The sequence below is a fragment of the Pseudomonas sp. B35(2017) genome (assembly GCF_002113645.1).
Lineage (GTDB): Bacteria > Pseudomonadota > Gammaproteobacteria > Pseudomonadales > Pseudomonadaceae > Aquipseudomonas > Aquipseudomonas ekonensis.
The window spans coordinates 547,645-560,566 of record NZ_NEIZ01000002.1 but is presented as its reverse complement, the minus strand read 5'-3'; the positions used below and the strand labels follow the sequence as shown (position 1 = coordinate 560,566).

13 protein-coding genes are annotated in these 12,922 nt (G+C 62.3%); 2 read left to right on the top strand and 11 right to left on the bottom strand.

Features of this window, described 5'->3' with window-relative positions; all coding sequences use genetic code 11:
• Positions 1-483 precede the first annotated feature (483 nt).
• Positions 484-2,148, top strand: coding sequence for an electron transfer flavoprotein-ubiquinone oxidoreductase (locus CAG41_RS06180; RefSeq protein ID WP_085578088.1), 1,665 nt, complete (start codon positions 484-486; stop codon positions 2,146-2,148).
• A 232-nt stretch (positions 2,149-2,380) separates the two neighbouring features.
• On the opposite strand, the gene CAG41_RS06175 is transcribed toward CAG41_RS06180, so the two are convergent.
• Positions 2,381-3,271, bottom strand: a complete 891-nt coding sequence (locus CAG41_RS06175) for an AraC family transcriptional regulator (protein WP_085578283.1) — start codon at positions 3,269-3,271, stop codon at positions 2,381-2,383.
• A 191-nt stretch (positions 3,272-3,462) separates the two neighbouring features.
• Here CAG41_RS06175 and CAG41_RS06170 point away from each other — a divergent pair, with 191 nt between their 5' ends.
• A complete protein-coding gene (locus CAG41_RS06170) occupies positions 3,463-4,515 on the top strand; it encodes an NAD(P)-dependent alcohol dehydrogenase (RefSeq protein ID WP_085578089.1) in 1,053 nt (350 codons plus the stop codon).
• Positions 4,516-4,518: 3 nt separating this feature from the next.
• On the opposite strand, the gene CAG41_RS06165 is transcribed toward CAG41_RS06170, so the two are convergent.
• From CAG41_RS06165 to CAG41_RS06120, 10 genes are all read right to left on the bottom strand, one after another.
• Complete coding sequence (locus tag CAG41_RS06165) at positions 4,519-5,322, bottom strand: IclR family transcriptional regulator (RefSeq protein ID WP_085578090.1); 804 nt, start codon at positions 5,320-5,322, stop codon at positions 4,519-4,521.
• A 61-nt stretch (positions 5,323-5,383) separates the two neighbouring features.
• Entirely contained in the window at positions 5,384-6,694 is a 1,311-nt protein-coding gene (locus CAG41_RS06160; protein WP_085578091.1) for an MFS transporter, read from the bottom strand.
• A 125-nt stretch (positions 6,695-6,819) separates the two neighbouring features.
• Positions 6,820-7,968, bottom strand: coding sequence for a galactonate dehydratase (dgoD, locus tag CAG41_RS06155; protein ID WP_085578092.1), 1,149 nt, complete (start codon positions 7,966-7,968; stop codon positions 6,820-6,822).
• 32 nt (positions 7,969-8,000) lie between these two features.
• Positions 8,001-8,621, bottom strand: a complete 621-nt coding sequence (locus CAG41_RS06150) for a 2-dehydro-3-deoxy-6-phosphogalactonate aldolase (RefSeq protein ID WP_085636742.1) — start codon at positions 8,619-8,621, stop codon at positions 8,001-8,003.
• Positions 8,622-8,641: 20 nt separating this feature from the next.
• Positions 8,642-9,631 carry a 2-dehydro-3-deoxygalactonokinase gene (locus CAG41_RS06145; protein WP_085636740.1) on the bottom strand — a complete coding sequence of 330 codons (990 nt, stop codon included), beginning with the start codon at positions 9,629-9,631 and terminating at the stop codon, positions 8,642-8,644.
• Between the two features lie 368 nt (positions 9,632-9,999).
• On the bottom strand, positions 10,000-10,521 hold the full coding sequence (locus CAG41_RS06140; protein ID WP_085636737.1) for a hypothetical protein: 522 nt from the start codon (positions 10,519-10,521) through the stop codon (positions 10,000-10,002).
• An 11-nt stretch (positions 10,522-10,532) separates the two neighbouring features.
• Positions 10,533-11,030 (bottom strand): hypothetical protein, encoded by a 498-nt coding sequence (locus CAG41_RS28185; protein WP_139832987.1) that lies wholly within the window; start codon positions 11,028-11,030, stop codon positions 10,533-10,535.
• On the bottom strand, positions 11,023-11,763 hold the full coding sequence (locus tag CAG41_RS06130; protein WP_085693982.1) for an alpha/beta fold hydrolase: 741 nt from the start codon (positions 11,761-11,763) through the stop codon (positions 11,023-11,025). Before CAG41_RS06130 ends, CAG41_RS28185 begins: the two co-directional genes overlap by 8 nt.
• Positions 11,764-11,769: 6 nt before the next feature.
• Positions 11,770-12,264: a PAAR domain-containing protein gene (locus CAG41_RS06125; protein ID WP_085629709.1), complete on the bottom strand. Its 495-nt coding sequence runs from the start codon at positions 12,262-12,264 to the stop codon at positions 11,770-11,772.
• Positions 12,261-12,884 (bottom strand): hypothetical protein, encoded by a 624-nt coding sequence (locus tag CAG41_RS06120; RefSeq protein ID WP_256582523.1) that lies wholly within the window; start codon positions 12,882-12,884, stop codon positions 12,261-12,263. Before CAG41_RS06120 ends, CAG41_RS06125 begins: the two co-directional genes overlap by 4 nt.
• Positions 12,885-12,922: the final 38 nt, after the last annotated feature.

Sequence of the window (12,922 nt, the reverse complement as noted above, 5' to 3'; positions counted from 1 at the left end):
TGGTGCTCATCGGGCACAAGGGCACCTCTAAAAACGCCGGCTTCAGTACGGCTGACTTCTCCAGCGAACGACTGACCGTTCGTCAGGAGCGACCCGCAGGTCATTCATCTTCCCGGTGTGCAGACTGCGCGCTGCGCCTCACCGCCGTACCGCCCACGCCCTGTCTTTAGAGGTGCTCTTGAAACCACCATTCAGCCTACGGCGAGCGCAAAACCGCCCGTATCTTGACCGGAACGCCTATTCCGGTCAATACGGCAAAATGGTCGTCCATAAGCCGCGCTTCTTTGATTTCTCTGGCCTGCGGCCGATTCAAACAAACGTTTGTATTGGACGCTGGGAGTGGTGTAGATATAATGCGCCCCCTAGAGAGACGGGTGGCTTATCCATTATTTCCTTTGACGTTAACGTAAAGGCAATAACGAATGCGACATCAAACCTCCAAATTAGAAAAAAAACTGTTGAGCCTTGAGTAGGAGATAGCCTGTGGAACGCGAATACATGGAATTCGACGTGGTCATCGTCGGTGCCGGCCCCGCTGGCCTTTCCGCCGCCTGCCGCCTGAAGCAGAAGGCCGCCGAAGCCGGTAAGGAAATCAGCGTCTGCGTGGTCGAAAAAGGCTCCGAGGTCGGCGCTCACATCCTGTCCGGCGCGGTATTCGAACCACGGGCCCTGAACGAGCTGTTCCCTGACTGGAAGGAACTCGGCGCTCCGCTGAACACCCCCGTCACCCGCGACGATATCTTCGTGCTGAAAAACGCCGAAAGCGCGCAGAAAATTCCTGACTTCTTTGTGCCCAAGACCATGCACAACGAAGGCAACTACATTATTTCCCTCGGCAACCTGTGCCGCTGGCTGGCCCAGCAGGCCGAGAACCTGGGCGTAGAGATCTACCCAGGCTTCGCCGCCCAGGAAGCGCTGTTCGACGAGAACGGCGTGGTGCGCGGGATCATCACCGGTGACCTGGGCGTCGACCGCGAAGGCCATCCGAAGGACGGCCTGTACACCCCCGGCATGGAACTGCGCGGCAAGTACACGCTGTTCGCCGAAGGCTGCCGCGGCCACATCGGCAAGCAGCTGATCAAGCGCTTCAACCTCGACAGCGACGCCGACGCCCAGCACTACGGCATCGGCCTGAAGGAAATCTGGGAAATCGACCCGGCCAAGCATCAGCCGGGCCTGGTGGTGCACACCGCCGGTTGGCCGATGGACATCATGGGCACCGAGAACACCGGCGGCTCCTTCCTCTATCACCTGGAGAACAACCAGGTGGTGGTCGGACTGATCGTCGACCTGTCCTACAGCAACACCTACCTGTCGCCTTTCGACGAGTTCCAGCGCCTCAAGCATCACCCGGTGCTCAAGCAGTACCTGGAAGGCGGCAAGCGCATCAGCTACGGCGCCCGCGCGATCTGCAAGGGCGGCCTGAACTCGCTGCCGAAGATGGTGTTCAAGGGAGGCGCGCTGATCGGCTGCGACCTCGGCACCCTGAACTTCGCCAAGATCAAGGGCAGCCACACCGCGATGAAGTCCGGCATGCTCGCGGCCGAGTCCGTGGCCGACGCGCTGTTCGCCGACAAGGACGGCACCGAAGAGCTGACCGCCTACGTCGACGCCTTCAAGAACAGCTGGCTGCACGAAGAGCTGTTCGCCAGCCGCAACTTCGGCCCGGCGATCCACAAGTTCGGCGCCATCGTCGGCGGCGGCTTCAACTGGCTCGACCAGAACATCTTCGGCGGCAAGCTGCCGTTCACCCTGCACGACACCAAGCCGGACTACGCCTGCCTCAAGCCAGCGGCCGAGTGCAAGAAGATCGACTACCCGAAACCCGACGGCAAGATCAGCTTCGACAAGCTCAGCTCGGTGTTCATCTCCGGCACCAACCATGAGGAAGAGCAGCCGTGCCACCTGCGGCTGACCGACCCGAGCATCCCGCTGACCAAGAACCTGCCGATCTACGACGAACCGGCCCAGCGCTACTGCCCGGCCGGCGTGTATGAAGTGATCACCAAGGAGGACGGCGAGAAGCGCTTCCAGATCAACGCCCAGAACTGCGTGCACTGCAAGACCTGCGACATCAAGGATCCTGCGCAGAACATCACCTGGGTGGCGCCGGAAGGCGCCGGCGGCCCGACTTACCCGAACATGTAAGCCACACCGCAGAACAACGAGGCTCCCGAATGGGGGCCTTTTTGTTGCCCGGCATCTACAGGGCAGCGGGAAAACGGCAAGGCCTTCATCGCCAGCAGGCTGGCTCCCACAGTGGGCCCAGGTGCCCACAGAATCGGCGATGACCGCAAACCTGTGGGAGCGGGCTTGCCCGCGAAAGCGCCCGTACTGGCAACATCAATGCAAGCTGCCCCACCCGCAAGGCAGCAACGGTTCAGGCCGCGCGCTCCTCGCCCGGGCTGCGTTCGAAGTAGCGCTTGTACTCGCGGCTGAACTGCGACGTGCTCTGGTAGCCCACCCGGTGCGCCGCCTGCGCCACGCCCAGCCCTTCGGCGATCAGCAGCGTCTGGGCCTTGAGCAGGCGCAGGCGCTTGAGGTACTGCACCGGCGACAGCAAGGTGCTGCGCTTGAAGTGCTCGTGGAAGGTCGACACGCTCATGTTGGCGCAACCGGCCAGGGTCTCGACGTTCAGCGGTTCGGTGTAGTGGGTGTGCAGATGGCTGATCGACGCGGCGATCCGGGCAAACTGCCCCTGCTGCTCCACCAGCGCCCGCAGCACATCGGCCTGGGGCCCGCGCAACGCAGTGAACAGCAGCTCGCGGATGCGCGCCGGGCCGAGTATCCGGCAGGCCAGCGGATCGTGCAGGCAGCCGAGCAAGCGTTCGACGCAGCCGCGCATGTCGTCGTCGAGCACCACCGAGGTCATCGACTCCGGCGTCTGCGCCGCAATGTGCCGCCCCGGCGCCAGCCCCATGGCCAGCACCAGCTCGCCGAGCAGCACCCGGTCGATCGACACCGACACCCCCAGCAGCGGCGCATCCGGCTCGGCATAGGTCTCGCACTCGAACGGCACCGGCAATGCCTGGATCAGGTAGTGCCCGGCGCCGTACTCCATTGTGCGCGGGCCCAGGTACGCCAGTTTGCTGCCCTGGGCGATGATCATCAGGCTCGGCTCATAGATGTGCGGGCCCCGGGCGACATCGCAACTGGCGCGCAGCACCTGCACGCCCGGCAACCCGGTCTGGCTGAAACCGTCGCGCCGGGCCAGCGGCTCGATCAGCGAAACCAGCGTGGCATTGGCATCGAGGTGGCGGGTCAACTGCATGGAAAACTCTTCACGGAAAAGTGACGGAAAAAGGCACGAAACCATCATCGCAGATCCTTTGGCCCATGCGGCGCGCCAGCCCCGCATGCCGGAGGAATAGGCATGATACCCGGAGGAATCGTCATGGCCGGACACCCGGCCTGCGCCCAGAATGCGCCGCCTCATTTGTCAGCGCTTTTGCGAGGTTCCCCATGTACACCGCCATCGGCTACGCCGCCCAGACGGCCACCACTCCCCTCGCCCCGATGACGTTCGAACGCCGCAGCCTGCGGGCCGACGACGTCGCCATCGAGATCCTGTTCTGTGGCGTCTGCCACTCCGACATCCATCAGGCCCGCAACGAATGGGGCATCGCGGTCTACCCGCTGATGCCGGGCCATGAGATCGTCGGAAAAGTCACCGCAACCGGTGCGAACGTCACCCAGCACAAGGTAGGCGACCTGGTCGGCGTCGGCTGCATGGTCGACTCCTGCCGCACCTGCGAAGCCTGCAAGGCCGACCTGGAGCAGTACTGCCTCGAAGGCCCGACCATGACCTACGCCACCCCGGACCGGGTCGACGGCAGCAACACCATGGGCGGCTACTCCGACAGCATCGTGGTCAGCGAGCATTTCGTGGTGCGCATCCCCGCGACGCTGGACCCGGCCAACGCCGCGCCGATCCTCTGCGCCGGCATCACCACCTACTCGCCGCTCAAGCACTACGGCGTGAAGGCCGGCGACAAGGTCGGGATCCTGGGCATGGGCGGCCTCGGCCACATGGGTATCAAGTTCGCCAAGGCCATGGGCGCCGAAGTGACGCTGTTCACCCGCTCCGCCAGCAAGGCCGAGGAAGGCCGCCGCCAGGGCGCCGACCATGTGATCGTGTCCACCGACGCCGAACAGATGGCCGCCGCGGCCGGCCGGTTCGACTTCCTGCTCGACACCATCCCGGTGCAGCACGACCTCAACCCCTACCTCGACACCCTGCGCTTCGACGGCGTGCACATCCTGGTGGGCCTGATCGAACCGATCGATCCGCCGGTGCACGCCGCCAAACTGGTGCTGGGCCGCCGGGTGCTGGCCGGTTCGCTGATCGGCGGCATCGCCGAAACCCAGGAAGTGCTGGATTTCTGCGCCGAGCACAACATCACCTGCGACATCGAAATGCTCGACATCCGCCAGATCAACGAAGCCTACGCGCGGATGATCGCCGGGGACGTGAAGTACCGTTTCGTGATCGACATGGCGACGCTCAAGCGCTGAGGTTCAGACCTTAAGGCCAAGCTCCGCCGACAGCCGGGCCGTGACCCCTTTGATCAGGGGAATCAGCTCGGCCATCTTCTCCAGCGGCATGTACGGCACGGTGCTGGCGATGCTGATGGCCGCGACGATGCGCTTGCTGGCATCGCGCACCGGCGCCGCCACGCAGCGGATCGACGGTTCGTTGTCTTCCAGGTCGAACGCGTAGCCGCCTGCCACATACTCGCTCATGCGCTGTTCGAGCTGTTCCCAGGACTGCTGCGGATGCTGCGGCCAGAACTGGCTTTTCCCACCCGCCGGCAGGCTGATGTCGTACAGCCGCTGCCACTCTTGCGGGGCGTCGTCGAGCATCAGCGCCTTGCCGATCCCGGTGCGCGCCAGCGGCATGCGGTGACCGACCCGCGAACGCATCTCCGGGCCGTTGCGCCCCGGATTTTTCAGCAGGTACAGCACTTCGTCGCCCTCGCGGATGCCCAGGTGGACGGTGTCGCCGGTCAGCGCCGACAACTCGTCCAGATAAGGCCCTGCCAACGTCACCAGCGGCAGGTCTTCGCGGGCCTGGAAGCCCAGCTCGATCAGCTTCGGCCCCAACAGATAGCCGACCTGCGGCACCACCCGCAGGTAGCGCTCGTCCACCAGGCAACTGGCCAGACGGTGGGTGGTGCTGCGCGTGGTGCCGATCAGGCGGGCGATCTCCTTGAGGTCGCGGGCGCCGCTGGCGACGGCCTGCACCACACCCAACCCGCGAAGCAGGGTCTGGGTGCCGGTGGGCGCGGCGTCCTTGGCGGGTTTCGGAGCGTCTTCCTGCATATCCAGCCTTTTACCGTTGAGCGAGGGAACGGGCGGCATTATGGTCGCCCGGCGCCGGCGACTACAACTCGATGCGCTCCACCTTGCCCACCAGCAGCACGTAGGACAGCGCACCGATCAGCGCCAGCAGCGCAATGTAGGTGATCGCCGGGGCGAACGAATCGCCGCTGGCCAGGAAACCGATGACGATCGGCGTGGCGATCGCCGACAGGTTGCCGATGAAGTTGAACACCCCGCCGGTCAGGCCCAGCAGCCGCGCCGGGGCCAGCGTCGAGACCAGCGACCAGGTGATCGAGGCCAGCCCGTTGCCGAAGAACGCCAGCGCCAGGAAGGCGATCACCAGCGGCGTCGACTCGACGAAGTTGGCGCCGATGATCGAGGTGGAGATCAGCAGCCCGCCGATGATCGGCAACTTGCGCGCGAAGCCCACCGTGCAGCCGCGCCGGATCAGGAAGTCGGAAAAGAACCCGGAACACAGCACGCCGACGAACGCCGCCAGAAACGGCAGCGAGGCCAGCAGGCCGGACTTGATGAAATCCATGCCGCGGTATTTCACCAGGTAGGTCGGGAACCAGGTCAGAAAGAACCACAGCGTCGAGTTCAGGCAGAACTGGCCCAGGTAAATCCCCCACAGCTTGCGCTTGCTCAGGACGATGCCCAGATCGCGCCAGTTGAACGCCGCCTTCACCTTCGCCGCATCGGCCTGGATGTCCACCAGCCCGCCGCCCTCGCGGATCAGGTCGATTTCCGCGTCGTTGGCCCCCTTGAAATCCCGGGGCTCGCGATACACCGCGTACCAGATCGCGGCCCAGACGATGCCCACCGCGCCGGTGGCGACGAACACCATGTGCCAGCCGAACGCATGCTGGAGCCAGGCCAGCACCGGCGTCAGGAACGCCAGCCCGACGAACTGCCCGGACGTGTAGAAGCCGATGGCCGTGGCCCGTTCGCGCTCGGGAAACCAGGTGGTGACCACCCGGCTGTTGATCGGGTAGGCCGGCGCCTCCAGCGCGCCGACCGCCATGCGCAGCACGAACAGCGCGATGAAGCTGGCGGCGAAACCGAGCATCACCGTGGCCAGCGACCACAGCAGCAACGCGGCGCTGTAGAGGATGCGCGGCGGCACCCGGTCCACCAGCCAGCCGCCGGGGATCTGCATGGCGGCGTAGGTCCAGCCGAACGCGGAGAAAATCAGCCCGACATGGATCGGGTCGATGCCCAGGTCGCTGGTCAGCGCCGGAGCGGCGATCGACAAGTTGCTGCGGTCCAGGTAGTTGATGACCACGGTGATGAACAACAGCACCATGATGAAAAACCGCTTGCGGCTGGGCGTGACCAAGGACGCCTGCCCGGTGAGGGTTTGCGGTTGCATGGGGAGCCTCTTTCTTGTGTTTATTGAGGTCTGGGATGAAGGCCGATCCCCTGTCCCTGGAGATCACGCTGCGGGAGCCGGCAGGGCTGGCTCCCGCAGGGGATTGGCGGCGGGTCAGGCAGGACTCACCACTCGGCGAAGCTGCCGTCGGCATGGCGCCACACCGGGTTGCGCCAGCGGTGGCCGACGGCGGCGCGCTCGGTCACGTATTCCTCATTGATCTCGATCCCCAGCCCCGGCCCGTTCGGGATCCTGACGAAGCCCTGGTCGTAGTCGAACACCCGCGCATCCTTCACGTAGTCGAGCAGGTCGTTGCTCTCGTTGTAGTGGATGCCCAGGCTTTGCTCCTGGATGAACGCGTTGTAGCAGGCCGCGTCCAGTTGCAGGCACGCCGCCAGCGCAATCGGCCCCAGCGGGCAGTGCAGGGCCAGCGCCACGTCGTAGGCTTCGGCCATGTTGGCGATCTTGCGGGTTTCGGTGATGCCGCCGGCGTGGGACGCATCCGGCTGGATGATGTCGACGTAGCCTTCGCTCAGCACGCGCTTGAAGTCCCAGCGGGAAAACAGCCGCTCGCCGAGGGCGATCGGGGTGCTGGTCAGCGGCGCCAGTTCCTTCAAGGCTTCATAGTTCTCGCTGAGTACCGGCTCTTCGATGAACATCAGCTTGAACGGATCGAGCTCCTTCATCAGCACCTTGGCCATGGGCTTGTGCACCCGGCCATGGAAGTCCACGCCGATGCCGACGTTGGGCCCCACCGCATCGCGCACGGCCGCCACGTTGGCCAGGGCCTGGTCGACCTTGTCGAAAGTGTCGAGAAACTGCAGCTCTTCGGTGCCGTTCATCTTCACCGCCGTGAAGCCGCGGCCCACCGCCTCTTTCGCCGCCCGCGCGGTGTCCGCCGGACGGTCGCCGCCGATCCACGAGTACACGCGGATCTTGTCCCGCACCTGACCACCGAGCAGGTCGCTCACCGACACCCCGAGGGCCTTGCCCTTGATGTCCCACAGCGCCTGGTCGATGCCGGCCAGGGCGCTCATGTGCACGGCGCCGCCGCGGTAGAAGCCGCCGCGGTAGAGCACCGTCCAGATGTCCTCGATGTTGCGTGGGTCCTTGCCGATCAGGTAGTCGGACAATTCCTCGACGGCGGCGGCGACGGTGTGGGCGCGGCCTTCGACCACGGGCTCGCCCCAACCGGTGACGCCCTCGTCGGTCTCGACCTTGAGGAAGCACCAGCGCGGCGGGACGATGAAGGTGGTGAGTTTGGTGATTTTCATCTGTTTGTCTCTCTTGTAGATGAGCCGAATGCTTAGCGCAGGGCGTTCCAGGCAGCGACGTAGGCCTTGGCGCTGGCCGCCACCTGCTCCGGGGTCATGCCGGGCTTGAACAGGCCGGAACCGAGGCCGAAGCCTTTGGCGCCGGCGTCGATGAACGCTTGCATGTTGTCCGGGGTGACGCCGCCGACCGGCGCCAGCACCGTCCCGACCGGCAGCACCGCCAGCCAGGCTTTCACCACCGCAGGTCCCATCTGTTCGGCCGGGAACAGCTTGAGAATGTCCGCGCCCTCCTCCAGCGCCGCGAAGGCTTCGGTCGGCGTGGCCACGCCCGGCGACAGGTACAGCCCTGCCGCCTTCGCCGCCCGCAGGACTTTGGCGTCGCTGTGGGGCATGACGATCACCTGGCCGCCGGCCTCCTTGACCTGCTCCACCTGCTCCGGGGTCAGCACCGTGCCGGCGCCGATCAGGCAGTCGGCGGGCAACGCCTGACGCAAGATACGGATGCTTTCGTACGGCGCAGGGGAATTGAGCGGCACTTCGATGACGCGAAATCCGGCCGCATACAGGACGTGTCCGATCGCGGCCGCTTCCTGCGGGTGCAGGCCGCGCAGGATCGCGATCAGACCGTTTTGCGCCAATGCTTGCTTGAGCATGTCTGGCCTCCAGTCGGGGGTTAACGGGATGGGGAAACGATCAGTCCGGCGGCCAGCGCCAGTTGCCACAAGCCGCGCTCGGTGGCCTGCTCGGCCAGCGTCACGCGGGCGAAGCCGCAGGCGTCGAGGGCTCGACCGTAGCGGGCGCACAAGGCGCCATTGCCGATGAGGACGATCGCAGGAAGGTGCACGCTGTGGCGCCGCTGCCGCTGCACCTGGGCGAGGGCCGCCAGCTCATGGCCGATCAGCAGGCCGGACAGATAGTCAGGTTGCGCGGTGGCGCTGAGTTCGCCGGTGAGGCCCAGGCTGCGGGCACTGAACAGGGTGGACAACACGCCGATCTCACCCTCCGCCGACAACGCCACCTGCACGCCCCGGTCGAACGCCTGGCCGTCGAAGGCCGCGCCGAGCTGCTGGGTCCGCCCGAGGATGCTGTGCTCGCTGAGCACGGCGAACACTTCGCCGGTCATGAAAGTGTCGAACCGGGTGATGCAGCCTTCGGCCACCTCCACCCATTTCGAATGGCTGCCCGGCAGGCCGATCAACAGATCGCCGCCCGCCCCCGGCGCCAGGTTCTGCAGCGCGCCGAGGACTTGGGTCTCCTCGCCGCGCATCACGTTCGGCAGGCGCGAACGCTGGATCACGCCCGGCACGATGTGCACATCGACACCGCGCTGGCTGCGCACCACCTGCAGGGAATGGCCGAGGTCGGCGACGTCGGCCGGCGTCTCGCGGTAGGCCGCCTCGCGCCAGCCCTGGGCGCTGCCGACCATGCCGCAGGCGATCACCGGCAGGCCGGGCTGCGCATCGAGCCAGTCGCCGCAGGCCTCGTCGAACGCCAGTTCAAAACCGTCGACGCATTCGCGGCCATGGATGACCCGCGCCGTCTTCGGCAACTGCATAATCCCGAACGACAGCGACCGCTGCTCCAGCACTTGGCCGTCCGGCCCGAGTTTGTAAGCACGTAGGGAGGTCGTCCCCCAATCGAGGGCGATCAATTGCGCCAGCATCGCTTCACCTGTTTTGTTTTTGGCAGTGAGTGGGCTGGACTATAAACCTGGGCGCTGCAGAATCTCAATATATAAATATCAATCCCATATTATGGGACGTGAGTTTGACGCGCATACCTTCGCCAACGCTCTGAAATGCGCACCTGCGGCACGACTGCCGACGGATCAAGGAAGAAAGAAATGGGACATCCGCTGAAAACGCTGCTGCTCTGCGCTGCCCTGGCTTCAGCAAGGGGAAGGCCGGGGCGGGGCGACAAGCGCTGGATGGGTGGGTGCAGGGTAGTTGGGAAGAATCAGGCGGGTTTCATCCTTAGGGTGAGTTCATGGCTGCACGTCACCCAAAAACAATCTCTTTACCGACCATTCCTTCACTCAATGGCGCGCACAACCTCAACTGCCGGAACATTCATTGAATTCGAGTAATAACCGCCATATGAGTAAGAGGAAGTAAAAACCCTGCAAGCCAATAAATCCTGCCCCCTCAATACTTCCAGCAGTTGAGCCTTGGGAATGAAAGTGCTCGATATTCCGCCATCCGGTGTTTGCATGGCAAAGAGGCGAGCGGAGTAAATATGCTTCCCATCCGGCCCTGGCGCAGTGCCACCGACCTCAACCATTTCACCCTCAAGGTAACGCGGCAAATCCTGCCTCCTCTCAAAGGGAACATTCTGATCCAAAGAGCAGATCAGCGCTTCTCCCAATTGATCCTCGCCGGTATTTGACTTAAAGAACATCAACAGGTCGGTCTTCGAACTGAAGTGAAGATCAAGAAAAGGACTGCCTTTAATCTCCGCCACGGAAATAAACTCTATGCGCGGCTCAGGGAGCTTGATTTTTTTTACACAAGATGCACAAAGCATCAAGAAAAGTATTGAAAATTTGATCTTCACATCAGGATTACCTATTTGAACTTCTCGACCTCTCTCAGAAGGTCGGCCACCGGCAATCTCATTTCCTCTGACAAGTACACCTTATAGGAGTAGGAGTTTATCCTTACCTTACAAACAAGAAACTCTCTCCCCAGCAAACGTGATTTCAACCCTTCACTATCTAGGACTTTCTCGCTGGTAGCATCCTTCCTCTCGAAAAACAATACATCAGCCCTAAACTCCGGACTTTTACTTGAAACTATCGACTCTATAGATCCTTCCCCATAACTATCCATGGCATGAGAAACCGAAAAGTCCAAATCATCTCCAAACGAACAGATTAAAGCCTGACTTATTTTCGATTTGAATAAATCAACAACATCAACATCAGAAGCGAATCTTACCTGATATATATTCCTATCCAGATAGCGATCCACCCCGAGATATTTTAGGTTAGCAATAGGCTTCCCATGATTCATGGCACAGGACGAGCTAAGCAACAGAGCAACAAACAATATAAAATTACGCACACTGTCTTCCTTTAAAATGTTTGACAACAGACTGCATCAAAACATCTCTAGCCGATTTCCCACTCGGCAGTGCCCTTGTATATATATACCCAGCATCGGCGTGATTTACATCTACCCTTCCGTTCATATTGGGCCCGCTTTTCATATCCCATTGCTCCCCGAAATCAGCCACCAGATCAGAAAAGTTCCAGTTTTTCGCGTCGGCCCTGACATTTACCCAGTACTCGGCCTTCGGCTTCGGCTCCTGACGATAGATATTGGATATCCCCCACACAATCTTTCCTTCACCTACTGGATCAAGTGTGGCTAAAAACGAAACTCGATACCCCCTATCCGTCAAAACAGCGGACAAATGTGCACCATTCCAGCCCCCAAGGCTATGCCCAACTATGTATACGGGAGTCGTCATATCAGCAATCTTATCTAGCACATTACTTTTCAGGTCTTCATCATTAAAAAAATAGTTATAGCCAATATGATGCGCATCATAGTTATCTGCGCAAAGCCCCTCAGCATCCATATTCTTCACAAATATTTTTTGCACATCGGCAACGTTATTATTCGGCCCTGTACCATAATAGCTTTCTTTATCTCCAGCACCGCCCACGAAAAAGAGGACAATTTTCTTGGGAGCAACCGTCGCCTGCTTTACAGTCCCATCAGTTTTGCAAGTCAAGTCATGGGCCACGACCAGCCTTTGACACCCTTTAAGCGCAGGATTTTCAGCTGCCATAGTTTACTACTCCACAAACAACTTGATGGTTTCACGCAGATGCGAACTCACCATATGGGTGAAGCCCGCCTCATTCGTTACGCCGTGCTCTACGCTCCCATCACCACGCTGAATCGCATAAGGGTGATTTGGCATTGGTTCGCCGGTGATTTCATTGACCACCTGCATCCGGTCATTGAAATGCACCGGCATCGGCAACAACCCACTGAACGCCGCCCCTCCCCCGCTCTGCCCGATGATCACCGTCCCGGAACCGCCCACCACGACATTGCCGTGGCCTCCGGTGCTGTCGAGCGTCGCGGCGTTCAGGCCGTTGATGAATACGGTGGCGGAGACGCCGCCGGTGATCGGGCTGCCGCAAGCGGATTTGTCGGTCATGCGCGCGGCCGGGAGGCCGTCGAAGAACACGTTAGGGGAGCCGGAGACGATCGGGTTGTTGCCATGACCAGGCAAAGGGCACGCGGTCGGGTCTGAGACGCGGGCGGCGGGTTTTCCACTCAATTCAAAGCTCCTTGCTTCAAGGGTTCCGGGTGAGGCTGATGGATATCAATGTCGGTCGCGGCGAAGCGCCAGCGGTTGTCGGTGGGGTCGAACAAGCCGTGGCGATGCCCTCGGCCGTCGTGGGCGATGACGGTCTGCGCGCGCTGCCAGGCTTGGTCGGCCTGCCAGGCCAACTCCGCTGGCGTGGCGTCGTCGAGTTCGTTGAGCCAATCGTTGTAGTGGCGCAAACCGTGCGACCGGTAAGTGTCTTGCAGCAGTCCGGCCATTTGCGGGCCGAGCTCCAGGTAGTGCCCGGCCGTCCAGCGCCCGGCTTCGAGGTAGACATACCAGCCCATCGGCGACAGCGTGCCTTCATGCAGCATCGCTTGCCCGGCCGGGGCGGTGAAGCCGCAGCACACGTGAAGGATCAGCCAGCCGCAATGGGCGCCGATGAACGCATTCGGGTCGAAGGTGCGCAGCGGTATCACGCGGTAGCCCTCCAGCCCCGCGCTGCGCGCCATCAGTTCGGCGTCGAGGCGCGACACGAAGGCGCGGATGGCGTTGCCGCCCGTGCGGTTGACGGTGCAGAGAATGTCCACCGCCTGCCGATGGGGGTTGTCGGTAGAGCCGAGGTTTTTCACCAGGCCCTACAGACGCATGAACGCCCGTAGTCCGCTCA

What these genes read in the sequence shown, in the direction of transcription:
- CAG41_RS06160 (WP_085578091.1), bottom strand. Translation starts at nt 6,694, where the DNA reads ATGCAACCGCAAACCCTCACCGGGCAGGCGTCCTTGGTCACGCCCAGC.
- CAG41_RS06150 (WP_085636742.1), bottom strand. Translation starts at nt 8,621, where the DNA reads ATGCTCAAGCAAGCATTGGCGCAAAACGGTCTGATCGCGATCCTGCGC.
- CAG41_RS06165 (WP_085578090.1), bottom strand. Translation starts at nt 5,322, where the DNA reads ATGCAGGAAGACGCTCCGAAACCCGCCAAGGACGCCGCGCCCACCGGC.
- CAG41_RS06130 (WP_085693982.1), bottom strand. Translation starts at nt 11,763, where the DNA reads ATGGCAGCTGAAAATCCTGCGCTTAAAGGGTGTCAAAGGCTGGTCGTG.
- dgoD (WP_085578092.1), bottom strand. Translation starts at nt 7,968, where the DNA reads ATGAAAATCACCAAACTCACCACCTTCATCGTCCCGCCGCGCTGGTGC.
- CAG41_RS06145 (WP_085636740.1), bottom strand. Translation starts at nt 9,631, where the DNA reads ATGCTGGCGCAATTGATCGCCCTCGATTGGGGGACGACCTCCCTACGT.
- CAG41_RS06170 (WP_085578089.1), top strand. Translation starts at nt 3,463, where the DNA reads ATGTACACCGCCATCGGCTACGCCGCCCAGACGGCCACCACTCCCCTC.
- CAG41_RS06175 (WP_085578283.1), bottom strand. Translation starts at nt 3,271, where the DNA reads ATGCAGTTGACCCGCCACCTCGATGCCAATGCCACGCTGGTTTCGCTG.